The following is a 23,932-nucleotide window of genomic DNA, read 5'->3' as shown; positions in this document are numbered from 1 at the left end:
TCCGTTGCTTGTAGCTGTTCGCTTGTTGTGTCTGTGGGGTGACGGCGCTCAGGCTGCCGGCCGGCGCACGCGCTCCGGGTTCTCGCCGTACGGCGGGCTGTAGAAGACCAGCAGGCGCACGGGCTCGGCGCTGGTCACGCGGAAGATGTGCATGCAGTCCTCGGGGAAGAAGCAGGTGTCGCCGGGCTGCATGGCAAAGCGTTCCTTGCCGTCCGGGGTGTCGATTTCCACTTCGGCCGTTCCGGCCAGCAGGTAGCAGGCCTGCTCCATGCCGGGGTGGGCATGGGGCAGCGCACCGCCGCCCTGCTCCAGCGTGCCCAGCACCAGCTCCATGTGGCGCGCGCCCACGTTGGCGGCACTGACCAGGCGCCGGTTGACGGTGCCGTGGTGGTTGGCGGGGCTGTAGCCGGGCACGTCTTGTTCACGGATCAGGTAGCGGGGCATGGGCGGTTTCCTTCTGTTTGTGTTTGTGTTTGTGCTTGTGTTTGTGGTGGGGCGTCTTGCAGCGCGGCAGCCTGGCTGCAGGCGCGGCTGGCCTGCAGGGCGGCCAGTTCGGCCTCGGTCAGGCCCGCGTCGCGCAGCACCTGCAGGGTGTGTTCGCCCAGGCGCGGCGCGGGGGCGGCGCGTTCTGCGGGCGGCGTGGCGCTCCAGCGCGTGGGGCTGGCCGTGGTGCGCAGCCGGCCTTCGCTGGGGTGGTCTATCTCGTGCACGAAGCCGGTGGCCTGGTGCTGGGGATCGGCAATCAGGTCCTCGGGCGAGGCCATGGGCATGTTGGGCACATCGGCCGCGTCCAGCAGCGTGCGCCATTCGGCGGTGGTGCGCCCTGCCATCAGCCGCGAGACTTCGGCATAGACGGCATCGATGTGCAGCGCGCGCTGGCTGTGGGTGGCGAAGATGGGCTCGGCCATGCGCTCGGGCTGGCCTATGGCGTTGAAGAAGCTGTGCCAGTGCTTGTCGTTGTAGATGAGAACGCACAGGTGGCCGTCGCTGGTGCGATAGGGCCTGCGGTGGGCCGTGAGCAGGCGCGCATAGCCTGGGCCGCCCAGCTGCGGCTCGAACGACAGGCCCGCCATGTGGTCGCCCAGGATGAACTGGGTCATGGCCTCGAACATGGGCACGACCACGGCCTGGCCCTTGCCGGTCTTCTCGCGCGCATAGAGGGCGGCAGTGACGGCGTAGACCGCGTGCAGGCCGGTGACGCGGTCGCCCAGGGTCATGGGGGCATAGGCCGGTTCGCCGCCGCCGTATTGCTGCGCCAGCCAGGGCACGCCGGTGGCGCCCTGGATGAGGTCGTCATAGGCGGGCCGGGCCGCGTAGGGGCCGCGCTGGTCGAAGCCGCAGCAGCTCACGTGGATGATGCGCGGGTTGCGCGCCGCCACGTCCTCGTAGGCCAGGCCCAGGCGCGCCATGGCCTGGGGCCGCACGTTGCTGACCAGCACGTCGCAGCCTTCGGCCAGGCGCAGCAGCGCCTCGCGCGCGGCGCCCTGCTTGAGGTCCAGCACCACAGAGCGCTTGCCCTGGTTGGCCTGCAGGAAGATGTGGCCCATGGCGGGGTTGCGCATGGGGCCGACGTGGCGCATGTTGTCGCCCTCGGGCGATTCGACCTTGATCACCTCGGCCCCCAGGCCCGCAAGGATCTGGGTGGCAAAGGGGCCCATGACCACCGAGGTCATGTCCAGCACCTTCACCCCTGCAAGAGGGCCTTGCTGCCCTTGCTGCGCTTGTTCCATGCGGCTCTCCTTCACTGCGCCTCGATGCCCGCCTGCTTGACCAGTTGCCCCCAGCGGGCCATCTGGTCCTTCACATAGGTGGCGAACTCGGCAGGCGTGGCCGTGGGCCAGACCTCGAAGCCGACCTGGGCCAGTTGCTCCTGCACGGCCTTGTCCTTGAGGATGGCCTGCAGCTCGGTGTTCAGCCGCTCGGTGATCTCGACCGGCATCCCGGCCGGGCCGAAGATGCCGTTCCACGACGTAATGTCGAAGCCCGGCAGCGTCTTGCCGATGGCCGGCACATTGGGCAGCAGGGTGGAACCCTTGGCCGCCGTCACGGCCAGGGTTCGCACGCGGTCGGTCTTGATCGTGCCCCAGGCCGAGCCCAGGTCGGCCACGTAGACCTGGATCTGGTTGCCCATGAGGTCGGTCAACGCCTGCGGGCTGGACTTGTAGGGCACCGAGGTGATCTGGGCGTGCGTGACGTACTTGAAGGTTTCCGAGGCCACCAGCGAGGTGCTGTTGGGCGTGCCGTAGGACAGGCGGTCGGGATTCGCCTTGGCGTAGTCGATCAGTTCCTGCACGGTCTTGGCAGGAACGGAGGGGTGGACCAGCAGCGCAAACGGCAGCTCGCCCACGCGCGCCACGGGCGTGAAGTCTTTTACCGGGTCGTACTTCAGGCCCTTGACCAGCCAGGGGTTGGCCGAGTGCGAGGTGTTGGTGGTCATGAACAGCGTGTAGCCGTCCGGCTTGGCCTTGGCCACATGGTTGGCGGCAATCTGGGCATTGGCGCCGGCCTTGTTGTCCACGATCACGGGCTGCTTGAGCCGCTCGCCCAGCCGGGTAGCCACCACGCGCGCCACGGCATCGGTTCCACTGCCGGCCGCGAACGGCACGACCAGGGTGATGGGGTTGGAGGGATAGCTGCCCTGGGCCTGCGCAGCGGGCGCTGCAACGACGGCCATGGCACTGAGAGCGCCAAGGGCCAGGGCCCTGCGCAACGGGGAATGCTTCATTTGCTTGTCTCCTGTTTCCTATGGAAGGCGGCGCTGTGTATCCAGCGCTCGCCGCCATGGTGCGGGCGTCAATGATTCAAGTCCAATTCTTTGAAACCAAGCAAGGATTCGATTTATGAATCATTGAATCCCTCTTCAGCCTCCAGATCCCGCCTCTTGCACACGGACTGCATCGGTGCGAGGCTGGCAGCCCTGCACGACACCACGCCAAGGAGTTCCGCATGTCACACACCGTCCACACCATCCGGCTGCACCGCGTCCTCAAGGCGCCGCCGCAGCGCGTGTACCAGGCCTTCACCACGGCCGCTGCCCTTGCAAAATGGCTGCCGCCCCACGGCTACATCTGCGAGGTGCCCGAGTTCGACGCCCGGGTCGGCGGGCGCTACCGCATGGTCTTCGTCAATCTGTCCACGGGCGGGCGCAGCGGCTTCGGCGGGGAGTTCCTGGACCTGGAGCCTGGCCGGCTGGTACGCCATACCGACCGCTTCGACGACCCGCAACTGCCTGGCGAGATGATCACCACCATCACGCTGCGCGAGGTGTTCTGCGGCACTGAAATGGATGTGACCCAGGAAGGCGTGCCCGCCGTCATTCCCGCCGAGGCCTGCCACCTGGGCTGGCAGGAGTCGCTGCAGTTGCTGACCCTGCTGGTGGAGGCCAGCGTGCCGGGCTGAGACCCTGCACAAGCCCCTGCTGTCACACAGCTGCGGTTGATGGATTGCGGTGCTTCGGAGGACAATGGCAGTATTGCCCGCCAACGCCTGGAGGTCCGCCATGGCCACCCCCTTTGCACTGACCGCTCAAGCCATCGATGTCCTGCCGTTTGGTGCGCGACTGGCGGGTGCTCGGACCTGTGCCCTGTTCAAGTCCCAGGACATGGAGGTCATCCGCGTGGTGCTGCGCGCCAGCCAGTCGCTGCCGCCGCACAAGGTGCCTGGCAGCGTCAGCCTGCATTGCCTGGAAGGCGAGCTGGAGGTGATGCTCGGCGAAAGCCGCCAGTCCCTGCAGGCCGGCCAGCTGATGCACCTGCCGGCCAACATGGCGCATGCGGTACGCGCCATCGAAGACACCTCCGCTCTGGTCACCATCGTTCTGTGTGACGAGTCCTGACGCCTGCCGCCTCAGCGCACGGGCAGGAACTGCATGAAGGGTCCCGCCACCAGTCCCTGCCCGTAGCCGATGAAGGAGCGCCTGTAGCGCTCGGTGGTGTAGTTGGCGATCAGGTCCAGCCGGCCGATGATCTTGCCCATCTCGCGCTCGAAGCTCAGGTTGCGCGCGTCGTCGCCCAGGTGGTTGGACAGCAGCAGCGGCCCGCCTGCGGCATTGCGCCGTGAGTTGAGTATCCAGTTGGCCACTTCCACGTTGCGCGCAGCGTTGTAGATCAGCTGCGGGTCCAGCCCATGGACCAGGGTGAAGCTGGTGCGCCCGCCGTGGGCCGTGATGATGGTGTCGGCCAGCGCATGGACGAAGGCGGCCACGCGGTCGCCCTTGAAGTCGGGCTGCAGCGCCAGCGAGAGCGCGGCCACGTCCTGGGCGCCGCGCAGGTCGGCCCAGGGCTGGCGCTCGGTGATGGCGATGCGCACGTAGGCGGATGCGGCCTCGCGGCTTTCGGCGGTTTTCTTCCACTCGGCGGGGTTGCGCAGGTAGAGCTTGTCCATGATGCGCATCAGGCTGTCCAGGTTCTCCTTCATGGCCAGCGTGGCCATGCGGTTGCTGTCGGACTGCACGATTTCGCTGGGCTCGAACGAGGCGCCCTCCACCTTGCCGCGCGGCGCGGGCGTGTCGGCGCAGCCCGCTGTCAGCAGCAGCGCCAGCACGGGCGCCAGGCGGCGCGCAGCGCCACCTCCCGGCCGGGGCTGGCTGTCGTTCACCCCGGCTCTGCGGCCGGCCTCCCCTGGCAAGACAAGCTCAATAGTCATCCCGGAACGATAGCAGCGCGCTACCGGGGCGCCGAGGCCCGATGCCGTGTCTTACATGCCCTGGCGCCGGCAGCGTCAACCTCCCGTCAGGCAGCGTTGCTGCACCATCCGGTCATCCACCACCGCCCCGGTGCTGCGCCAGCAGGTGGCCAAGGATCTTCCAGGTCTGGGGCTGTTCCACCATGGGCACGGGAATGCGCAGCATGCTGCCCGCGGCCTGCCTGGGCGAAAACAGCAGGCCCGGTGCCAGCAGCAGGCCCTGCGGCGCGGCATGGCGGGCCAGCACCTCCGAGTCCACGCCGCAATCCACCCAGGCGAACATGCCGGCCTGCGGCTCGTGCGGCGCGCGGCAGTCCAGGGCCTCGAGCATGCGCAGGCAGCGGTTGCGCGCGCGGTCCACGCGCTCGCGCAGGCGGTCCACATGCTTGCGGTACTGGCCATCGGCCAGCACGCGGTGCACCACCTGCTCGCCCGGCAGCGCCGTGGTCAGGCCGCCCAGCAGCTTGAGGTCGGTCAACCGCCGTATCAGGTCGGTGTGTGCCGCGACATAGCCCACGCGCAGGCTGCCGGCCAGGGTCTTGGAGTAGCCGCCCACCAGGAGCACGCGCTGCAGCCGGTCCATGGCGGCCAGGCGCACGGGCACGCCGGGCAGGAAGTCGGAGTAGGTGTCGTCCTCGGCCAGGTAGAAGTCGTGGCGCTCGGCAATGCGCAGCACCTCATGGGCCACGCCGGCCGACAGGGTCTGGCCCGTGGGGTTGTGCACGGCCGTGTTCAGGATGAAAAGCCGGGGCTGGTGCTGGCGGGCCAGCCGCTCCAGCGCCTCCACGTCGGGGCCGCCGGGCAGGCGGGGCACGCCGACCACGTTCACCCCCAGGGCGTTGAGCCGGCCGAAGATGAGAAACCAGCCGGGGTCTTCCACCAGCACGGTATCGCCAGGGCGCACCAGGCTGCGCACGATGAGGTCCAGCCCCTGCGTGACACCGGCCACGGTCATCAGGTGGGCCTCGGGGTGGGCTGGCACGTCCTGGGCCTGCAGCACCGAGGCGATCTGCTGGCGCAGCGGCAGATAGCCCTGGGGCACGCCATAGGTCAGCAGGCTGGTGCCCGTGCTGCGGCCGACGGCGCGCAGGGCCGAGGCCAGCATCTCCTGATCCAGCCATTCCGGCGGCAGCATGCCGGCGTCGCCCGAATGCTCCGTGCCTTCGCGGAACATGCTGCGTAACAGAAAGGCGGTATCGAAGGCTGCACCCTGCTCCAGCGTGGGCAGGCCCTGGCTGGCGCGCGGCAAGGCCTGGGCCGCGCGCCGGGCGCTGACGAAGACGCCCGAGCCGCGCCGCGAATGCACCAGGCCCTGGGCGGCCAGCCGGTCGTAGGCCTGGACCACGGTATCGCGGCTGACGCCGGCCTGCTGCGCCAGCGCGCGCACCGAGGGCAGCCGCGAGCCCGCGCGCAGGCCATGGTGGCGGATGAGGCTGCCGTAGTGGTCCACGAGCTGCTCGACCAGCGAGAGATCGGAGGAGCGCAGCGGACGCCAGGGCGCAGCGGCCTGGAAAGCCGTATCTGAGGATGCGCGCGGTGCCTGCGGTGTCTGCTGTGCCTGCGCTTGCTTCGGCGTGGCTGCGGGATCAAGTGTCAGGGTCATGTGGGCAGGCCAGTTGGCAAATTGTTCTGGCAAAGTGTACTGCTACTGTACCGAACACTGCCATTAGCATGGCCTGACGGCGCCGCGGCCTGCGGCATGCGCAGACAGGGCGCCGGATGCCCTGTCATGCCTGTTGCCACCATGCCCTTCGATACCGCCCACACCTCGTTCCTGCTGCCACTGGCCATGTTCTCCTTCGTCAGCTCCGTCACGCCCGGCCCCAACAATGTGATGTTGACGGCCTCGGGCGCCACCTTCGGCTACCGCCGCACGGTGCCCCACATGCTGGGCATCACCGTGGGCGTGGTGGTCATGGTGCTGCTGGTGGGCGCGGGCCTGGGCGCGGTTTTCGAGCGCCTGCCGGTGATCTACACCGCGCTCAAGTACCTGGGCGCGGCCTACCTGGTCTGGCTGGCCTGGAAGATCGCGGGCAGCGGCGGCATCGACGGCGGCAACGCGGGTGCCCGGCCCTTCGGGTTCTGGCAGGCGGCGGCCTTCCAGTGGGTCAACCCCAAGGCCTGGATCATGGCCATCGGCGTGATTGCCACCTACACGCCGCGCGAGGATTTCTTCATCAACCTGGTGCTGGCCGCCCTGGTGCTGGGCATCGTGAACTATCCCAGCGTCAGCGTCTGGACGCTGTTCGGCAGCGCCGTGGGGCGCGCGCTGCGCTCGCCGCAGGCACTGCGTCGCTTCAACTGGTGCATGGCGGCCCTGCTGCTGCTGTCGCTGTATCCGGTACTGGCAGATTCACACGCCTGATTCAAACGCCTGATCCACGCGGCTGCTTCATGCGGCTGCTTCATGCGGCCGATGCCCCATCCAGCGCCAGTATCTGGCGCGCCAGCGCGGTGATGCCGGCCTCGCTGAGGTCGTCGGCCTGCACCCTGCGGCGCGTGCGCCACTGCGTGAAATGCCGCTCCTGCGAGCGCTCGTAGTGCGGGTCGTAGTGCTGGGCCATGAGCTCGGAGAACAGCGGCGAGAGGCTGCGCTCATGCGCCCAGGCCTGCCAGCGCGAGATGGTCTCCTTGCCCTGCAGCTCCTTGAGCCAGCCCAGCTTGTCGGCCAGCATCTGCGGATCGTCGCCCAGGTAGGCGTAGTCGCGCAGCAGGTAGGCCAGGCGCGCCTCGGGCGTGGCATCGAGCGCAATCACGGGCGACTGGCGCATGTGCTCGACCAGCACCAGCGGCAGGGACACGCGGCCGATCTTGGCGCTCTCGCCTTCCACGTACACGGTGCGTGCGGTGTCGAAACTCTCCAGCTGCTGGGCCAGCAGCGTCTCGAAGTATTTCTGGCTGGGCTGCTCCACGCCGGGCAGGTTGCCCAGCAAGGAGCCCTTGTGGCTGGCATAGCCCTCCAGGTCCAGCACCTGCTCGCCGGCCTCGGCCAGGGCATGCAGCACGCGGGTCTTGGCGCTGCCGGTGGCGCCGCACAGCACCTGCAGGCGCAGCTGGGGCACCAGGCGGTCGATCAGCTCGATCACATGGCCGCGATAGGACTTGTAGCCGTTGGCCAGTTGCTGGGCATCCCAGCCGACCAGGCGCAGCCAGGTGACCATGGAACCACTGCGCAGGCCACCGCGCCAGCAGTAGACCAGCGGCTTCCAGTTGGCCGGTTTGTCGGCGAAGGTTTCCTGCAGATGGCGCGCCAGATTGGCCGAGACCATGGCCGCGCCCAGGCGTTTGGCCTCGAAGGGGCTGACCTGCTTGTAGATGGTGCCGATCCGGGCGCGCTCCTCGTTGTCGAGCACGGGGCAGTTGATGGCGCCGGGAATGTGGTCCTGCGCGAATTCGGCAGGCGAACGGGCGTCGATCAGGGTGTCGAACTGGTGACGGTCGGCGATGCGGATGGGCTGGCGGTGGGACACGGGCAAACGGTGATCTGGCGATCATGCGGGAGGCAAAAACAACCGGCGCCATGGCCTCTGGGGCTCATGGGCCGGCACCGGAACCAGGAAAGTGGATCGAGCCTCGACACGCACCGGCCCGCCCCGCTTCGCGCCCTGCTTGCGCGAGCCGGGCATGCGGCCGACCTTGGAAGCGGGGATTCTCGCACGCCCGCCGTGCCCGCGCACGGCTGTCAGGGCAAGGCTGTCAACGCAAGGCAGCGGCGACCAGGCCCTGCACGGCCGCCACGCGCTGCACCTGCTGGGGGCTGTCGTAGTTGCCCATGAAGACGGCATACACCAGCGAATGCTGGGGCACGATCACCAGCCGCTGGCCTCCCAGGCCGATGGCCATGTAGTACGCCAGGCCGGCGCGGGTCTGCCCCACGTACCAGTGGTGGCCGTAGCGCAGGCCGGGCCAGGCGTCCACGCGCGGCTGTATGGATTGCACAATCCAATGCCGGGCCACCAGCGCCCGGCCTTGCCATTCGCCCTGCTGCAGCACCAGCTGGCCGATGCGGGCCAGGTCCCGCGCCCGCAGGCGCAGGCCGGAGGCGGCGGCCGCCTCGCCGTTGGTGCCAGGCGTCCACTCGGCCTTGTCGATGCCCAGCGGAGCAAACAGCTTGTGCCGCGCATAGTCCAACAGGGGCATGCCGCTGCCCTGCGCGATCAGATGGCCCAGCAGGGCCGTCGCCCCGCCGCTGTAGCACCAGCGTTCGCCGGGCGGGGCGACGACGGGCTGCTCCAGCACGTAGCGGTAGCGGTCGCTGCTGCGCTCCATGGCGATTTCGCTGTTGCGCGGGTCGGAATACGGAAGGTCCTCGTCCCATTGCAGGCCCATGGTCATGCCCAGGGCATGGGAGATGAGGATGGCGCGCCGGCGCCCATCGGCCGCCAGATCGCCGTAGGCGGGAAAAGCCTGGACAAGGGGCGTGTCCAGCGCGGGCACCTTGCCCTCGGCCAAGGCCATGCCGTACAGCAGGCCGACGATGCTCTTGCTGACCGAGCGCACATCGTGCAGGGAGTCGGCGTTGAAGGCCACCTTGCCCAGCGGCTCCCCCCAGCGTTCGTCCTCGCCCTCGAAATAGCGCTCCAGCGCCAGCCGGCCGTGGCGCATCACGACGACAGCGTGCAGGTTCGCCAGTTCTCCGCTCTGCACGCCCTGGTCCAGGCGTTCGCCCAGGTCCTCGGCCAGGCCGGTGCCGGTGCCGGTGGAAAATGCACCGCCCTGCCCCACGCTGGCACAGGCCGTGCAGCCCAGCGTCGCCAGGGCTGCGCCCGTCTGCAGCCACCTGCGCCTGTCGGTGCGAAAGCCGTTGTTTGTCATGTCCCTCTCCCTTGCTTAGCTAGTTAGCTACTTAGTTGCTTACGTACTTACTGCCTGGGCGAAGACCCGCTGCCGCGCGGATGGATCAGCATGCGGTCGCCGCGTATTTCCACATCGAACTGGCGCAGGAAGTTCTGGCCCAGCAGCGCATCCCTGTCCGTGCTGCCCGTATAGCCCGTACCCACGCGCAGGCCGCTGACCACCAGGGAGGCCACGCGCACCTGCTCGGCCACCACCATGCGGCCGTCGCGCTCGCCATTGGCGGTGCGAAAGCGAACCGGCTCGCCGCCGTCCAGGCCTGCGCGCTCGGCCAGCGGCTCGGTCACGCCGACCATGCTGGCGCCCGTGTCCACCAGAAACAGCACGGGCTGCCCGTTGACGGCCCCTTCCACGCGGAAATGCCCGTCACGGTCACGCGCAATGGCCACCGTGCCATCGGCCTGGACCTTGACGCCGGCCGGCTTCAGGTACATCTGCATGGCCCAGTACAGCACTCCCATGACCAGCAGCCAGAACAGCAGAAAACCCAGCATGCCGCGCCGGGCGACGGACTGGACACTGGGCTCGGCGGCCGGTGCAGAGGAAGCGGACGGGTCGGACGGATCGGACGGAGGCGGCGTGGACTTGAGGCGCATGGCAATGCAGACGGGATCGACGATGGCAGCACGGTGGCTGCACGGCGGCAGTCGCCCATTCTGCCTGCGGCCCTGTCCCGTCACGGGCAAGCCAATAGCCGCTACAGTGGGCGCCTTCATCACAGCCCGCTCCTGCCATGACCACGACCGCGCAGCCGCCCTTTGTCCTTCACTACATCTTCGACCCGCTGTGCGGCTGGTGCTATGCCGCCGCGCCCCTGGTCAAGGCCGCGCGCAGCGTGCCCGGCGTCACGCTGCGATGGCATGGCGGCGGCATGCTCACGGGCGCCCACACCCGCACCATCACGGCCGACTGGCGCGGCCATGTGATGCCGCACGACCAGCGCATTGCCGAGATGACGGGCCAGCCGTTCGGCCCTGCCTACTTCGATGGCCTGCTCAACGACCTGGGCGCCGTGCTGGACTCGGAGCCGCCCACCACGGCCCTGCTGGCCGCCGAGGAACTGGCGGGCCGGGGCCTGGACATGCTGGCGCGCCAGCAGCAGGCCCACTACGTGGAAGGCCGCCGCATCAGCGACCCCGCCGTGCTGCAGGAACTGGCCCGTGACCTGGGACTGGACGGCGAGGCCTTTGCCCAGGCCTTCCAGCGCTTGTCCGGCGCTGCCACCCAGGCGCATATCACCCAGGCGCGCGAATGGCTGAACCTGGCACAGGGCCAGGGTTTCCCGACCTTCGCGCTGGAGTTCGACCACCCCGAGGCCGAGCAGCCGGGCCAGCGCGCCATCCAGCGCATCGACATCGGTCCCTGGCTGGGAGATGCACAGGGCTGGGCAACGCAGCTGGGCGAGTGGGTGCAGCAGGTGGCGGCCATCACCACCGGCGAGCAGACCGCGCCCCAAGGCGAGGACTGCGGGCCCGATGGCTGTGCGCTGCCCAAGAGCTGACCCGTCAACGCCCGTCAAAGAAAAACCGCGCCCTGGCGCGGTTTTTTCATGGAGCGCGGGCTCCCGTCAATCCATCTTGGAGATCATCACCTCGCCAAAGCCGGAGCATGACACCTGGGTGGCGCCGTCCATCAGGCGGGCGAAGTCGTAGGTCACCTGCTTGCTCTGGATGGCCTTTTCCAGCGCGCTGATGACCAGATCGGCCGCCTCGCGCCAGCCCATGTGGCGCAGCATCATCTCGGCCGAGAGGATTTCGGAGCCCGGGTTCACATAGTCCTTGCCCGCGTACTTGGGGGCCGTGCCGTGCGTGGCCTCGAAGCAGGCCACGGAGTCGGACATGTTGGCGCCGGGCGCAATGCCGATGCCGCCGACCTGGGCCGCCAGCGCGTCCGAGATGTAGTCGCCGTTGAGGTTGAGCGTGGCCACCACCGAGTACTCGGCCGGGCGCAGCAGGATCTGCTGCAGGAAGGCGTCGGCAATCGAGTCCTTGATGACGATGTCGCGGCCCGTGCGCGGGTTCTTGAACTTGAGCCAGGGTCCGCCGTCGATGGGCTGGGCGCCGAACTCGCGCGCGGCCAGCGCGTAGCCCCAGTCGCGGAAGCCCCCTTCGGTGAACTTCATGATGTTGCCCTTGTGGACCAGGGTCACGCTGGGCTTGTCATTGTCGATGGCGTACTGGATGGCCTTGCGCACCAGGCGCTCCGTGCCCTCGATGGACACGGGCTTGACGCCGATGCCCGAGGTCTCGGGGAAGCGGATCTTCTTGACGCCCATTTCCTTGACCAGGAAGTCGATGAGCTTCTTGGCGTTGTCGCTGCGGGCCTCGTACTCGATGCCCGCGTAGATGTCCTCGGAGTTCTCGCGGAAGATGACCATGTTGGTCTTCTCGGGCTCCTTCAGCGGCGAGGGCACGCCCTTGAAATACTGCACGGGGCGCAGGCAGACGTAGAGGTCCAGCTCCTGGCGCAGCGCCACGTTCAGCGAGCGGATGCCGCCGCCCACGGGCGTGGTCAGCGGGCCCTTGATGGAGACCACGTACTCGCGCAGGGCCTGCATGGTTTCCTCGGGCAGCCAGACATCGGGGCCGTAGATGCGCGTGGATTTCTCGCCCGCGAAGACCTCCATCCACTGGATCTTGCGCTTGCCGCCATAGGCCCTGGCCACGGCGGCATCCACCACCTTGATCATCACGGGCGTGATGTCCACGCCGGTGCCGTCGCCTTCGATGAAAGGAATGATGGGCTGGTCTGGCACGTTCAACGACATGTCGGCGTTGACAGTGATCTTCTGGCCCTCGGCCGGCACCTGGATGTGCTGGAAGCGGTTCATGGGGACGGGTCTCCGTTGGCTGGTGCACGAGGCAAGAGTGAATGCCCGGAATGGGCACAAATTTGGTGCAGAAAATTCTAACGACAATCGGGTCGCCTTCCTGTCAACGGCGATACAGTCAGTGCGTTGAGCATCTGCGGTGCATCAACAATGTCGCACCGCTGTCTGGTTCAACTTGGCTTCTACCGCTTTTCTAGGAAATGGCATATATGAAAAAACTCCTCGCTGTCCTGGTCGCCGGTTCGTTTGCCGCAGGCGCCTTCGCACAGGCCGCCGCAGCACCCGAAACGCCGATGTCGGCTCCCACGGCCGCTTCCGCAGCTGCTCCCGCTCACACAGCCAAGAAGGCCAAGGTTGCCAAGAGCGGCAAGCATTCCGGCAAGAAGCACGCCAAGCGTTCCACCAAGAAGGCACACAAGGCCGTGGCCTGATCCAGGCGCCGGGATGCCCGCTGACATCCCCTCAAAAAAAGCCCGCAAGTCAGCAATGCACTGCGGGCTTTTTGCCGCCCGCCCGGCCATGATGGCCCGGCCAGGCCGATTTTTGCGTCCGGCCACGCGCCCCCTGCGACAGAATGTGCAAGATGACGAAGCCTTCGACACCCCTCCACACATCCCTTTCCCGCCGCGCGCTGCAGCGGTTGCTCATGGCTGCCTGCTTGGCCGGCGCCGCCGTATCGGCAGGCGCACAGCCCCAGGGCAGCCCCCAGATGAACCTGCGCCGCGTGGAGTTGACGGCCGGAATCCACCGCATCGATGCCCAGGTGGCCGCCTCGGACCGCGAGCGCGCCATCGGCCTGATGTTCCGCCAGGACATGCCCCAGCAGGAGGGCATGATCTTCGTCTTCGAGGTGCCTGCCGTGCAGTGCTTTTGGATGCGCAACACCCTGCTGCCGCTGACCGCCGCCTTCGTGGCCGATGACGGCACCATCGTGAACCTGGCCGACATGAAGCCCATGACCGAGGACTCGCACTGCTCGGCCAAGCCCGTGCGCTATGTGCTGGAGATGAACCAGGGCTGGTTCGCCAAGCGCGGCCTGAAGGCCGGCGTCAAGCTGGGCGGCAGCCTGTTCACGCCCGCGCCCGCCAAGCCATAATCACGGCCCATGCAAGCGCTTCGCTCCTCGTTCTGGCTCACCCGGCTGATATTGGCCTGGTTTGCCGTGACGCTGGGCGTTGCCGTGGCTTCGCCCCTGGTCCATCCCCAGGGATTCGAGCTGGTCTGCACGGCCAGCGGCGACGTCAAGCTGGTGGCGCTGGGCGACAGCGCAGCCCCGGGCATGGGCCACCACCAGCTCGACTGCCCCATGTGCCTGCCCGCTGGCGCACCGCCGCCGGCCCTGCCGCAGATGGCCGTGCCCCACCAGCAGCCGCTGGCCCACGCGCTGCTGCCGCTGGTGGCGGCGCACATTGCCTCCGTCACACGCGCGCCGCTGCCGGCGCGCGGCCCTCCTCCGCTGACTGCCGTGTTCTCTTGAATCGCCGCCGGGCCTGCTGATGCGCGCCCGGCCCGCCTGCGCCGCATGCGCGGCGCAAGACCCGGAGTCAGTTCGTGAATTCCCTCCCCTTCCCCGCGATGGCAGCGCCGCTGCGCCTGCCTGAAACCCTTTTTCACCCCCATCCCCTGGCCGTAGCGCTGTGCTGCGCGCTGGGCACGGCCTGGACGCCTGGCGTGCAAGCGCAAGCGCAGGCACAGGCCGATATCCCGCTGGCTCCCGTCGAGGTCTCTGACCAGGCCACGGCCGACGCCAACGGCCTGCTGCCGCTGAACAAGACCGTGGGCACGGCCAGCCGCCTGGGCCTGACGGCGCGCGAGACGCCGGCCTCGGTGCACATCGTGGACCGCGCAGCCATCGAGGCGCGTGGCGCCCAGGACACGCAGGAGATCCTGCGCTCCATTCCGGGCGTCACGGCCTACAGCCCGCCCGGCAACATCGGCATCAGCTACCGGGGCTTCGGCACGGGGTCGGTCAGCCAGCTGTTCAACGGCATCAACCTGCAGTACTCCATTGCGGCCCGGCCCGTGGACAGCTGGATTTACGACCGGGTGGAGGCCGTGGGCGGCGCCTCCGGCTTTCTCTATGGCGCAGGCGGCGTGGGCGGCACGCTGAACTACATCACCAAGCTGGCCCAGCGCGACAGCTTCACCGAAGGCCAGCTGCGCCTGGGCAGCTACGGGCTGAAGGAAGCCTCCGTCGGGCTGAACCGCCGCCTGGGCGATGCCACTGACAGCCAGGGCACGACCCATTACCTGCGCCTGGACCTCAACCACCGCGACGCCGGCAGCTGGGTGGGCGGCACGCAGTCGCGCTCCACGCAGCTGGCGACCTCGCTGCTGTCCGACCTGGGTGGCGGCCTGACGCACACCCTTGCCTACGAGGCCCAGCATGAGCGCGTGGACCGCCCCTACTGGGGCACGCCGCTGCTCAACCCGCTGCGCGGCCAGGCGCGCATTGACGAGGCGACCCTAGGCAAGAACTACAACAGCGCCGACGGCCTGTATGCCCAGCGCGTGCAGTGGCTGCGCTCCATCACCGAATGGCGGGCCAGCGACCGGCTCAAGCTGAGCAACACCTTCTACGCCTATGACGCGCTGCGCGACTACCGCAACGTGGAGACCTACCGCTTCACGCCCGACAACACCGCGGTGGTGCGCTCGGCGGCGCTGCTCCAGCGCCATGACCAGCGCATGGTGGGTGACCGCATCGAAGGCAGCTACCTGGGCGAGCTGGCCGGCCGGCGCAGCGAATGGGCTTTTGGGCTGGATGTGAGCGTGAACCGGCAGACACGCTTTCCGAACAGCCTGTCGGGCACGGTGAGCACGGTCAATCCCTACGATTTCACGACAGAGAACTTCTACGACATTCCCGGCATGGCACCCGGCTTCAGGCCTGACCGCGACAACAAGGTCACCACCACCGCGCTCTACCTGGAAAACCGCACGGCCCTCACTCCTGCCCTGCACTTGCTGACGGCGCTGCGCCATGAACGCATCGAGGTGGACCTGACCAACCGGCGCGATGTGACGCCCGCGCTGCCCGCCAGCTACAGCCGCAGCTATAGCCCGACGACCGGGCGCGTGGGCCTGGTCTGGGATGCCACGCCCGAGGCCAATCTCTACGCGCAGTTCTCCACGGCGGCCGATCCGCCGTCGGGCATGCTGATGGGCGCCTCGTTTGCCGACGCCATCAACAACACCGGGCTGACCACGGGCCGCCAGGTGGAGGCGGGCAGCAAGCTGTCGTTCTGGCAGGGCAAGGGAACGGCGGCGCTGGCGGTCTATCGCATCACGCGCCGCAACATCTCCACCCAGGACCCGCAGGACAGCACGCGCACGGTGCTGGTGGGCCAGCAGTCCTCGCGCGGGGTGGAGCTGTCCATGGGCCTGGCGCCCACGCCGCGATGGTCCATCCAGGGCAACTGGAGCCATGTGGACGCGCGCTATGACAACTACCAGCAAGGCGGCGTATCCCTGGCGGGCAAGCGACCCACGAACACGCCCGCCAGCGTGCTCAACCTCTGGACCAGCTACCGCATCACGCCGGCGCTGGAGGTCAACGCCGGGCTGCGCCGCGTGGGAGGCATCTATGCCGATGCGGCCAACACGCTGTCCTGGCCCGCCTACACCCTGCTGGACCTGGGCCTGAGCTACCGCATCGACCCGCGCATGACCGTGGTTGCACGGCTGCGCAATGCCACGGACCGCGTCTACGCCGCCAGCCTGACCAGCACCATGGCCTACCTGGGCGCGCCGCGCACGGCAGACATTTCGCTGCGCGTGGCCTTCTGAGCAGGAGACGCACCATGCGCCTTCACCTCAAACGCTGGCTGTTCCTGCTGCACCGCTGGCTGGGCATTGCCCTGTGCCTGTTCTTTGCGCTGTGGTTTGTCTCGGGCATGGTGATGATGTACGTGGGCTACCCCAAGCTCACGCAGGCCGAGCGGCTGCGCCACCTGCCGGCGCTCAATGGCAACGCCGCCCTGCTCGCGCCCGCCGAGGCGCTGCGCGCGGCCGGCATCGACGGCCCGCTCAAGGACCTGCGCCTGCATGCCGGCAGCGCCGGCCGTGCCAGCTACCTGGTCACGCCCGAGGGGCGGCGCCAGCCCGTGGCCATCGATGCGGCCAGCGGCCAGGTGTTGGGTGCCACCAGCCAGGCGCAGGCCCTGGCCAGTGCCCGCGCCTTCGCGGGGGACGGCACGGGCCTGCACTACCTGGGCACGGTGGATGAGGATGCCTTCAGCCACTCGCGCGCGCTGGACATCCACCGCCCCCTGCACCGCGTGCAGATGGACGATGCCCAGGGCACGCTGCTCTACATCTCCGGCCGGACGGCCGAGGTGGTGCGCGATGCCACGCGCACCGAGCGCGGCTGGAACTACCTGGGCGCCTGGCTGCACTGGCTGTACATGTTCCGGGGCAATGCCTTTGATGGCGCCTGGGCCGACATCGTCAACGTGCTGTCGCTGGTCGGCATTGCCGTGGCCATCACCGGCACCGTGGTCGGGGTGATGCGCTGGCGGTTCAGGCAGCCCTACCGCAGCGGCCTGCGCACGCCCTACCCGGGCCGCGCCATGCGCTGGCACCATGTGGCGGGCCTGCTGTTCGCGCTGACCACGCTGGCCTGGATCTTCAGCGGCCTGATGTCCATGAACCCCTGGCGCCTGTTCGACACGGGCACGCCGCCACTGCACATGGCCCGGTGGCAACAGGGCCCGCTGCGCCTGACCGGGGACGACGCCACGCCGCAGTCGCTGATCGCCGCGGCGGGCGGTCCCGTGCGCGAACTGCGCTGGCTGCGCACCGCAGGCCGCACCGAGGTGCTGGCCCAGCCCGCAGCCGGCACGCCCCTGGTGCTGGACAGCGCCAGCGCCGCGCCCGCAGCCCATTCGCGCGAGGCCCTGCTGGACCGCGCGGCCGTGCTGATCGACGCACCCGTGCTGCGCAGTGAATGGCTGACCGCGCACGACCTGTACTGGTACGAGCGCGCCGAGCACACCATGATGGGCGGCCATGACAAGCCCCTGCCCGTTCTGCGCGTGGTCTTTGGCGATGCCGCGGCCAGCTGGGTGCACATCGACCCGCACACGGGCCAGGTGCTGGGCCGGCTGGACGGCATCCAGCGCCTCAAGCGCTGGCTGTTCGCCATGCTGCACAGCTGGGACTGGCTGCCGCTGCTGCAGCGCCGGCCGCTGTGGGATGCGCTGCTGCTGGCCTTCAGCCTGGGCGGCCTGCTGATGAGCGCCACGGGCGTGGTCATCGGCCTGCGCCGGCTGCGCAAAAAGCGCAGCCACGGAGCCCGGATGCCGGCAACGGCCAAGGCGGGCGCACATGGTTAGCCACCATACTGTATGCTTGCCACATGCAACTCGAACAGAAATACCAGGCCCTGCTGGCCGAGGCCGAGCGCCGCAAGCTGGACGACGTGGACAGCATGCGGCTGTGCTTCCAGACCCTGTCCCTGGCTGCGCGCATCGACCGTGACTGCGCCGCGCTGCTGGCGCCCCATGGCCTGTCCGAAGGGCGCTTCGTGCTGCTGTTCCTGCTGGAATCCGCCAGCGAAGGGCTGGCCCCCAACCACCTGGCCGAGCAGGCCGGCATCACCCGCGCCACCGTGACCGGCCTGCTGGACGGCCTGGAACGCGAGGCCCTGGCCGAGCGCCTGCCCGACCCGGCCGACCGCCGCGCGCTGCGCGTGCAGCTCACCGCCAAGGGCCGCCAGCTGGCGCGCAAGCTGTTTGCCCGGCACAGCCAATGGATCGCCGGCCTGTTTTCCAACCTGTCGCCCGCCGAACGCGGCCAGTTGGGAAAGCTGCTGGCCAAGGCCGCCGCAGGCTTGGAGGCCAGCGCATGAAGGCGCCCGCCCCCCGGCGCAAGGGCGCCAACCGCAAGGTCGATATCACTCCCGAACTGCTGCAGGCCCTGTCCCTGGGCGAGATCGAGACCGCCACGCTGACCGAAAGCCTGGCCGTGGACCAGGCCCGGCTGCTGCAGGCCGTCTTTCCCGACGCGTGGCCGCAACTGGAGGACACGGCGCAGGCGCTGGGCCAGCTTGGCATTCTCAAGCGCATGGAGTGCATTGGCGGCCTGCTGTGGCAGGCGCTGGGCCAGGCCGGCTGGCAGCGCTGCCTCACGCACCGCTCTGACACGGTGCGCGGCTGGGCCTGCTTCATGGCCGGTGCGCAGCCGGGCCTGACCCTGAGCCAACGCCTGGAGCTGGTGCAGCCGCTGGCCGATGACCCGCATTTCGGCGTGCGCGAATGGTCGTGGATGGGCGTGCGCCCGCATCTGGCCAGCGATCTGCCGCAGGCTGTGGCCGAGTTGTCCCGGTGGACAAGGCGGCCCTCCGACCGCCTGCGCCGCTTCGCCAGCGAGGCCCTGCGGCCGCGCGGCGTCTGGTGCAGCCATATCGCGGCGCTCAAGCAGCAGCCGGAGATCGCCCTGCCCCTTTTGCAGCGGCTGCGCGCCGATGCCTCGCCCTATGTGCAGGACTCGGTGGCCAACTGGCTCAACGACGCGGCCAAGAGCCGGCCTGACTGGGTGCGCGCCCTGTGTGCGCAATGGCTCCAGGAATCGCCCGTGCCCGCCACGCGCCGCATCTGCGAGCGTGCGCAGCGCAGCCTCAAGGAGCGGTAGGTGCCTGCCGGCCCGCCAGCCGCTCGCAGTCCGGCTTGACGCAGCGCCCGTAGAGGATGTGGGAGTGCTCCACGATGGCAAAGCCATGCGAGCGCGCCAGCAGCTTCTGGCGCTGCTCGATCACCGCATCGTGGAACTCCTGCACCAGGCCGCAGCGTGTGCAGATCAGGTGGTCATGGTGCTCGCCGTCATCGAGTTCATAGACCGCCTTGCCCGCCGCAAAGCGCTGGTGCCGCAGCAGCCCGGCCTGCTCCAGCTGCGCCAGCACGCGGTAGACCGTGGCCAGGCTGGTGCCCCGGCCCTGGTCATGCAGCTGGCGATAGACCTCCTCCGCCGCCAGATGCCGCTGGTCCCCGTGGCGAAAGATGTCCAGCACCCACAGTCGCGCCAGCGTGGCCTTCAGCCCCAGGTTCTTGAGGTCAGCGGAATCGGACATGCAGCCCTCCCGGCCGGTCAGAACTCATTGTGGATGGCCTTGTAGCCGCGCACCAGTTCGTTGTTGGTGCGGACCACGTCCTCGGAGAAATCGCTGGCGTCGGCGGGCACCTGGGCCAGCGTGGACAGGTCGGTCTCCGGGCCTATGCGCGCGGTGGACGGCACATAAAAGCCTGGCGGCAGGTGGCATCCATCGACCACGGCGTTGTAGCGCACCACGCAGCCGTCATCGACCACGCAGTTGAACAGCACGCTGTTGAAGCCGATGAACACGCCATTGCCCACGGTGCAGGGTCCGTGGACGATGGCGCGATGGGCGATCGAGGTGTGCTGCCCCACGCTGACGCGCGCGCCCGACTTGGAGTGGATCACCACCCCGTCCTGGATGTTGGAGTGGGCACCGATCACGATGGGATCGATGTGGCCGTCCGCATCCATCTCGTCGGCACGGATCACCGCATAGGGGCCGATGAAGACGTTCTCCTCCACGATCACCAGTCCGCACAGGATGGCCGTGGGGTCCACGAAGGCGCTGGCATGGATGCGCGGCAGGTCGCCGCGCGGGTTCTTGCGGATCATCCCTTGCGCCTGTTCTTTGCGCCGCCCTGGCGGGCCTTGAAGCGCGGGTTGCTCTTGCAGATGACGTAGATGCGGCCGCGGCGGCGCACCACCTGGCAGTCTCGATGGCGCAGCTTGGCTTCCTTGAGGGACGAGAGCACTTGCATGGGAAACTCCTTGGGTTGTAGACAAACGGGGGCCGGCTCGCCGGTCATGCCCAGGACACGGCGTCGTGCGGATGCAGGCTCTCCATGTGGCGCACATGCACGCGCGGCTGGGCGTAGCTGCCTTCCAGCGCGGCCTGTATGCGGCGCGCCGCATCCTCGACAAACATCAGGTTGCGGCCGTTGAGCGCGGCAAAGGCCTGCTCGTCGGCGCGCTTGACGGCGGTCTGCACGGGCGTGCCCAGCGCCTGCTCCACGCGGGCGATCAGGGGCAGGATGCCCAGGTCGGGCGCATCACAGGCCAGGTCCACGCTGACCTGGGCCTCGCTGCGCTGGCTGTGTGCCGTGGCCAGCGTGCCGTGCCGGCGCAGCCAGGAAGCCACCTGGTCCGGCTCAACCAGCGGCTCGCCCGCAAAGGCCTGCAAAAATCCCTGCTCCAGCAACTGGCGCGACAGTGCCGCCGAGCAGGGGCAGGTCGAGGAATAGCCCACGCCCACCTGCAGCCGCAGCTGGAACACGCCCTGCGCCAGCGTGGCGTCCAGGCGCACGGGATAGGACTTCCAGCCCGACAGATCGTGGGTGACCAGGGCGGGCCGCTGGGTCAGCAGGTCCAGCGACAGGCGCAGCCGGGCGCTGCGGCTTTGGCAGTCCAGGTGGCTGTCGATCATGGCCTGCAGCGCATGGCGCAGCGCCAGGGCAGACAGCGCGGATTCCTCGGCCAGGCTGTCCAGTTGCCGGTACAGCCGGGACATGTGTATGCCCTTGACATGGGCCGCAGGAAGATCGACCTGCACATCGGCGCGCGCATGCAGCTCGCGCCAGTAGCCGGGCTCGGCCACGGTCACGGGCAGGTCTATGCCCTGCATGCCCACCCATTGCAGCGGGCTGAGGCTGGGCGCGGGATCGGTCAGGGAAACATCGGGAAGAGGTGCAAGCATTCGGGGCTCCAGGGGCCACGCCCGCGAGGGCGGCGCGGCAAGCGTTCAATGTCGGCTCAGGGCCGACTCAGGGCCGGCTCGGTACCGGCCGGGCATCAGTTCCATCCGGGAAAGGGGTTGTCCCACTGCGTCCAGGCCTGCGGGCCCATGGCCATTTCCGCATCGGTCAGCAGGCATTCGTCCAGGAGTGCGCGCAGCGCCTGCTCGTCCATGCCCATGCCGATCAGCACCAGTTCCTGGCGCGCGTCGCCCACGCCATCGACCCATTTGTCCAGGATGCGCTGCACGCTTTCGGGGTCGCGCGGCCAGCGCTCGGCCTCCACGGCGGCCCACCAGTGCCCGGCCGGGCCATGGCGGGCCACGGCGCCGGCCTGCGACCAGGAGCCGGCCAGCGCCGGATGGCTGGCCAGCCAGAAAAACCCCTTGGAGCGCACCACGCCCGGCCATTCGCTTTGCACCAGGCCGAAGAAGCGCCGGGGATGAAAGGGGCGGCGGGCGCGGTAGACAAAGCTGGCAACGCCATAGGCCTCGGTCTCGGGCTGGTGCGTGCCACGCAACTGCTGCAGCCAGCCCGGCGCCCTGGAGGCCTCCTCGAAATCGAACAGCCCCGTATCGAGCACGCGATCCAGCGGCAGCTGGCCGAAGGACGCGATCTCCAGCCTGGCACGCGGGTTGAGCCCGCGCAGGATGGCCATGAGCCGGCTGCAGTCCTCGTCGGTGACCAGGTCGATCTTGTTGAGCACGATCACATCGCAGAACTCCACCTGCTCGATCAGCAGATCGACCACGGTGCGGCGGTCCTCCTCGCCCAGCGATTCGCCGCGCGAGCGCAGGCTGTCACGCGAGCCATAGTCGTGCAGGAAGTTGAAGGCATCGACCACGGTCACCATGGTGTCCAGCCGCGCCACATCGCCCAGGCTGCGTCCGTCCTCGCCCGCGAAGGTGAAGGTCTCGGCCACCGGCAGCGGCTCGGAGATGCCCGTGGACTCGATGACCAGCTGGTCGAAGCGGCCCTCGCCCGCCAGCCGCGCCACCTCCACCAGCAGGTCCTCGCGCAGCGTGCAGCAGATGCAGCCGTTGCTCATCTCCACCAGTTTTTCGTCGGTGCGCGACAGGTCGGCCCCGCCATCACGCACCAGGGCAGCGTCGATGTTGACCTCGGACATGTCGTTGACGATGACGGCCACGCGCCGACCTTCGCGGTTGTGCAGGATGTGGTTGAGCAAGGTGGTCTTGCCCGCGCCCAGAAAGCCCGACAGTACGGTCACCGGCAATCGGGCATGCGGCGGCTGAACCGGCGCTACGGTATGCATCATGGAATCTCTCAAGCAGGGAAAGGGAGCACGCTGCTGGCACTGCAGCCGCGTGCGGCAGGCAGGGCCTCAGGCATGCAGCGCAGTGCAGGCAGAGCACTTGCCATGCAGCTCGATGTTCGAATGGGCCAGCGCAAATGCATGGCCATGCGCCCAGCTGCCCAGGCAGCGGTTGAGCGCGTCGTCGACAAACTCGTCCACCTGCCCGCAGCTGTCGCAGATCGCAAAGGCCGAGAAGTCATGGCTGCCCTCATCCGGGTGCGAGCAGCACACATAGGCGTTCAACGACTCCAGGCGGTGCACCACGCCCTGCTCGGCCAGCTTGTCCAGCGCGCGGTAGACCTGCGTGGGGGCGCTCAGCCCGTGGTCACGCAGCTGGTCGAGCAGTGCATAGGCCGTGCGCGGTGCACCGGCCTGGCGCAGGGCGTCGAGCACCCGTTGCTGGTTGGCGGTCAAAGGGGTGGGCATGGTGATTTCCTGTTCCAGAAAACGGTTGGCGATGTTGCGCCACATCAGAATTGTGACGTTATAACATAACAAAACAACGGCTGTCAGGCAGGTTTTTACAATTAAAAAGAATATTAAGTTGCGTTTAAATATTCAACAGGATATAGTCAGCACCGTTGTCGAGACCCGTACCCAGTACCTGAGTCGGCAACCACATCTCCCGCGCAACGGCTTGCCAGCCGCTTCCTGCAGGATGTGTTTCGCGACCTTTGTCGCCCAGTTGGTCTGTAGAGCTGCAGCCAACCGAGTTCCTAGATGCTCACGCAGGCCTTTTCAAGGCTGCGAACCTGACTGAACCACATTTCAAACACCGGCATTCCCATGGGCAAGTACGTCGTCTCGCCCTCGACACACCCGACCGACTGCGGCCGCTTCCGTGCCTCCTTCTCGGTCCATCGCTCCCAGGGCAACGGCAGCTACTGCCGCGTATTCCGTTTCGACAAGGCATTCGCCTCCAGCGAAGCGGCACGGCTGTTTGCCGTCACCCAAGGCTGGCTTCAGACCTGCATGCAGCACCCGCCTGCGTGCTGATGGCCCGCTTGCTGCGAACCCCTATCCATTTCCTGCGGCGGATTGCACAGTCCTCCGCCTGCATTCCAACGGTGCGCCCGTTTGCGCACATCTAAGCAAAGAGGTTTTCCTATGACCACCAAAATCTACGTGGGCAATCTGCCCTACTCCGTGACCGACTCCAGCCTGGAAAGCAACTTCGCCGAATTCGGCAGCGTGGCTTCCGCCAAGGTCATGATGGACCGCGAAACCGGCCGCTCCAAGGGCTTCGGTTTTGTGGAGATGGCTTCTGCCGAAGTCGCCCAGGCCGCCATCACCGGCCTGCACGGCATGTCCGTGGACGGACGCTCGATTGTCGTGAACCTGGCGCGTCCTCGCGAAGAAGGCCGCAGCTCGGGTGGCTACAGCCCGCAAGGCTATGCAGGCAAGCGTGCCGACGTCGGCTATGGAAATGGCGGCCACGGCGGCGGTCGCTACTGATAGCGTCCAATTCCAAGAAAACCGGCT

At 68.1% G+C, this 23,932-nt stretch carries 28 protein-coding genes; 13 read left to right on the top strand and 15 right to left on the bottom strand.

The window, feature by feature from the left end; genetic code table 11:
* Positions 1-48: 48 nt before the first annotated feature.
* From HFGMBDPB_RS16250 to HFGMBDPB_RS16240, 3 genes are read right to left on the bottom strand one after another with little or no spacing between them, the layout of a single operon-like run.
* Positions 49-444 (bottom strand): cupin domain-containing protein, encoded by a 396-nt coding sequence (locus HFGMBDPB_RS16250; protein ID WP_012205502.1) that lies wholly within the window; start codon positions 442-444, stop codon positions 49-51.
* On the bottom strand, positions 429-1,730 hold the full coding sequence (locus HFGMBDPB_RS16245; protein ID WP_212645783.1) for a CaiB/BaiF CoA transferase family protein: 1,302 nt from the start codon (positions 1,728-1,730) through the stop codon (positions 429-431). The genes HFGMBDPB_RS16250 and HFGMBDPB_RS16245 overlap by 16 nt, the downstream gene beginning before the upstream one ends.
* Before the next feature lie 11 nt (positions 1,731-1,741).
* Entirely contained in the window at positions 1,742-2,725 is a 984-nt protein-coding gene (locus HFGMBDPB_RS16240) for a Bug family tripartite tricarboxylate transporter substrate binding protein (RefSeq protein ID WP_016454640.1), read from the bottom strand.
* Positions 2,726-2,946: 221 nt separating this feature from the next.
* Between HFGMBDPB_RS16240 and HFGMBDPB_RS16235 the strand changes: the two genes are divergently transcribed.
* Together HFGMBDPB_RS16235 and HFGMBDPB_RS16230 are read left to right on the top strand one after the other, a co-directional pair.
* Entirely contained in the window at positions 2,947-3,399 is a 453-nt protein-coding gene (locus HFGMBDPB_RS16235; protein ID WP_212645782.1) for an SRPBCC family protein, read from the top strand.
* A 100-nt stretch (positions 3,400-3,499) separates the two neighbouring features.
* Positions 3,500-3,835: a cupin domain-containing protein gene (locus tag HFGMBDPB_RS16230; protein WP_016445980.1), complete on the top strand. Its 336-nt coding sequence runs from the start codon at positions 3,500-3,502 to the stop codon at positions 3,833-3,835.
* A gap of 11 nt (positions 3,836-3,846) precedes the next feature.
* Here the strand turns inward: HFGMBDPB_RS16230 and HFGMBDPB_RS16225 are convergent, their stop codons facing one another.
* On the bottom strand, positions 3,847-4,644 hold the full coding sequence (locus HFGMBDPB_RS16225) for a hypothetical protein (RefSeq protein ID WP_373681058.1): 798 nt from the start codon (positions 4,642-4,644) through the stop codon (positions 3,847-3,849).
* 112 nt (positions 4,645-4,756) lie between these two features.
* On the bottom strand, positions 4,757-6,286 hold the full coding sequence (locus HFGMBDPB_RS16220; RefSeq protein WP_046986440.1) for an aminotransferase-like domain-containing protein: 1,530 nt from the start codon (positions 6,284-6,286) through the stop codon (positions 4,757-4,759).
* A gap of 126 nt (positions 6,287-6,412) precedes the next feature.
* On the opposite strand from HFGMBDPB_RS16220, the gene HFGMBDPB_RS16215 reads away from it, so the two are divergent.
* A complete protein-coding gene (locus HFGMBDPB_RS16215; protein WP_212645781.1) occupies positions 6,413-7,048 on the top strand; it encodes a LysE family translocator in 636 nt (211 codons plus the stop codon).
* A gap of 40 nt (positions 7,049-7,088) precedes the next feature.
* On the opposite strand, the gene mnmH is transcribed toward HFGMBDPB_RS16215, so the two are convergent.
* The 3 genes from mnmH to HFGMBDPB_RS16200 form a co-directional block, all read right to left on the bottom strand.
* Positions 7,089-8,153 (bottom strand): tRNA 2-selenouridine(34) synthase MnmH, encoded by a 1,065-nt coding sequence (mnmH, locus tag HFGMBDPB_RS16210; RefSeq protein WP_034367412.1) that lies wholly within the window; start codon positions 8,151-8,153, stop codon positions 7,089-7,091.
* A gap of 226 nt (positions 8,154-8,379) precedes the next feature.
* On the bottom strand, positions 8,380-9,498 hold the full coding sequence (locus HFGMBDPB_RS16205) for a serine hydrolase domain-containing protein (protein WP_212645780.1): 1,119 nt from the start codon (positions 9,496-9,498) through the stop codon (positions 8,380-8,382).
* 47 nt (positions 9,499-9,545) lie between these two features.
* Positions 9,546-10,133: a retropepsin-like aspartic protease family protein gene (locus HFGMBDPB_RS16200; protein WP_249343465.1), complete on the bottom strand. Its 588-nt coding sequence runs from the start codon at positions 10,131-10,133 to the stop codon at positions 9,546-9,548.
* Positions 10,134-10,270: 137 nt separating this feature from the next.
* Here HFGMBDPB_RS16200 and HFGMBDPB_RS16195 point away from each other — a divergent pair, with 137 nt between their 5' ends.
* Positions 10,271-11,038, top strand: coding sequence for a DsbA family protein (locus tag HFGMBDPB_RS16195; RefSeq protein WP_133073735.1), 768 nt, complete (start codon positions 10,271-10,273; stop codon positions 11,036-11,038).
* A 66-nt stretch (positions 11,039-11,104) separates the two neighbouring features.
* Here HFGMBDPB_RS16195 and icd read toward each other — a convergent pair whose 3' ends face one another.
* Complete coding sequence (gene icd, locus HFGMBDPB_RS16190; protein WP_012205489.1) at positions 11,105-12,367, bottom strand: NADP-dependent isocitrate dehydrogenase; 1,263 nt, start codon at positions 12,365-12,367, stop codon at positions 11,105-11,107.
* Between the two features lie 209 nt (positions 12,368-12,576).
* Here icd and HFGMBDPB_RS16185 point away from each other — a divergent pair, with 209 nt between their 5' ends.
* The 7 genes from HFGMBDPB_RS16185 to HFGMBDPB_RS16155 all read left to right on the top strand — a co-directional run bounded on the left by HFGMBDPB_RS16185 (position 12,577) and on the right by HFGMBDPB_RS16155 (position 19,000).
* Positions 12,577-12,798 (top strand): hypothetical protein, encoded by a 222-nt coding sequence (locus HFGMBDPB_RS16185; RefSeq protein ID WP_016445972.1) that lies wholly within the window; start codon positions 12,577-12,579, stop codon positions 12,796-12,798.
* A gap of 215 nt (positions 12,799-13,013) precedes the next feature.
* Complete coding sequence (locus HFGMBDPB_RS16180) at positions 13,014-13,463, top strand: DUF192 domain-containing protein (RefSeq protein WP_016445971.1); 450 nt, start codon at positions 13,014-13,016, stop codon at positions 13,461-13,463.
* Between the two features lie 9 nt (positions 13,464-13,472).
* Positions 13,473-13,844, top strand: coding sequence for a DUF2946 family protein (locus HFGMBDPB_RS16175; protein ID WP_013802509.1), 372 nt, complete (start codon positions 13,473-13,475; stop codon positions 13,842-13,844).
* Positions 13,845-13,942: 98 nt separating this feature from the next.
* On the top strand, positions 13,943-16,156 hold the full coding sequence (locus tag HFGMBDPB_RS16170) for a TonB-dependent receptor (protein ID WP_212645898.1): 2,214 nt from the start codon (positions 13,943-13,945) through the stop codon (positions 16,154-16,156).
* A gap of 14 nt (positions 16,157-16,170) precedes the next feature.
* A complete protein-coding gene (locus tag HFGMBDPB_RS16165; protein ID WP_212645779.1) occupies positions 16,171-17,703 on the top strand; it encodes a PepSY domain-containing protein in 1,533 nt (510 codons plus the stop codon).
* A gap of 23 nt (positions 17,704-17,726) precedes the next feature.
* The gene (locus HFGMBDPB_RS16160; protein ID WP_016445968.1) at positions 17,727-18,218 is read left to right on the top strand and encodes a MarR family winged helix-turn-helix transcriptional regulator; all 492 of its coding nucleotides are present in this window, start codon (positions 17,727-17,729) and stop codon (positions 18,216-18,218) included.
* Positions 18,215-19,000, top strand: a complete 786-nt coding sequence (locus tag HFGMBDPB_RS16155; RefSeq protein ID WP_017405060.1) for a DNA alkylation repair protein — start codon at positions 18,215-18,217, stop codon at positions 18,998-19,000. Before HFGMBDPB_RS16160 ends, HFGMBDPB_RS16155 begins: the two co-directional genes overlap by 4 nt.
* Here the strand turns inward: HFGMBDPB_RS16155 and fur are convergent.
* From fur to HFGMBDPB_RS16125, 6 genes are all read right to left on the bottom strand, one after another.
* Positions 18,987-19,436, bottom strand: coding sequence for a ferric iron uptake transcriptional regulator (gene fur / locus HFGMBDPB_RS16150; RefSeq protein ID WP_016454632.1), 450 nt, complete (start codon positions 19,434-19,436; stop codon positions 18,987-18,989). The two genes, HFGMBDPB_RS16155 and fur, sit on opposite strands and share 14 nt — an antisense overlap.
* 17 nt (positions 19,437-19,453) lie before the next feature.
* Complete coding sequence (locus HFGMBDPB_RS16145) at positions 19,454-20,014, bottom strand: gamma carbonic anhydrase family protein (protein WP_016445965.1); 561 nt, start codon at positions 20,012-20,014, stop codon at positions 19,454-19,456.
* Positions 20,011-20,160: a type B 50S ribosomal protein L36 gene (gene ykgO, locus HFGMBDPB_RS16140; protein WP_013802515.1), complete on the bottom strand. Its 150-nt coding sequence runs from the start codon at positions 20,158-20,160 to the stop codon at positions 20,011-20,013. Before ykgO ends, HFGMBDPB_RS16145 begins: the two co-directional genes overlap by 4 nt.
* A 44-nt stretch (positions 20,161-20,204) precedes the next feature.
* Entirely contained in the window at positions 20,205-21,095 is an 891-nt protein-coding gene (folE2, locus tag HFGMBDPB_RS16135; protein WP_016445964.1) for a GTP cyclohydrolase FolE2, read from the bottom strand.
* 95 nt (positions 21,096-21,190) lie between these two features.
* Positions 21,191-22,411: a zinc metallochaperone GTPase ZigA gene (gene zigA / locus HFGMBDPB_RS16130; RefSeq protein ID WP_026062298.1), complete on the bottom strand. Its 1,221-nt coding sequence runs from the start codon at positions 22,409-22,411 to the stop codon at positions 21,191-21,193.
* A 66-nt stretch (positions 22,412-22,477) separates the two neighbouring features.
* Positions 22,478-22,921 carry a Fur family transcriptional regulator gene (locus HFGMBDPB_RS16125; protein WP_017405058.1) on the bottom strand — a complete coding sequence of 148 codons (444 nt, stop codon included), beginning with the start codon at positions 22,919-22,921 and terminating at the stop codon, positions 22,478-22,480.
* Between the two features lie 315 nt (positions 22,922-23,236).
* Here HFGMBDPB_RS16125 and HFGMBDPB_RS16120 point away from each other — a divergent pair, with 315 nt between their 5' ends.
* Together HFGMBDPB_RS16120 and rbp are read left to right on the top strand one after the other, a co-directional pair.
* Positions 23,237-23,446 (top strand): hypothetical protein, encoded by a 210-nt coding sequence (locus HFGMBDPB_RS16120; protein WP_016445961.1) that lies wholly within the window; start codon positions 23,237-23,239, stop codon positions 23,444-23,446.
* A 111-nt stretch (positions 23,447-23,557) separates the two neighbouring features.
* On the top strand, positions 23,558-23,905 hold the full coding sequence (gene rbp, locus HFGMBDPB_RS16115; protein ID WP_016445960.1) for an RNA-binding regulator: 348 nt from the start codon (positions 23,558-23,560) through the stop codon (positions 23,903-23,905).
* Positions 23,906-23,932: the final 27 nt, after the last annotated feature.

Source organism: Delftia sp. PE138 (genome assembly GCF_018320755.1).
Taxonomy (GTDB): Bacteria; Pseudomonadota; Gammaproteobacteria; order Burkholderiales; family Burkholderiaceae_C; genus Comamonas; species Comamonas tsuruhatensis.
Note: the sequence above shows the minus strand (reverse complement) of the source record. Positions and strands in the feature narration are given on the sequence as shown.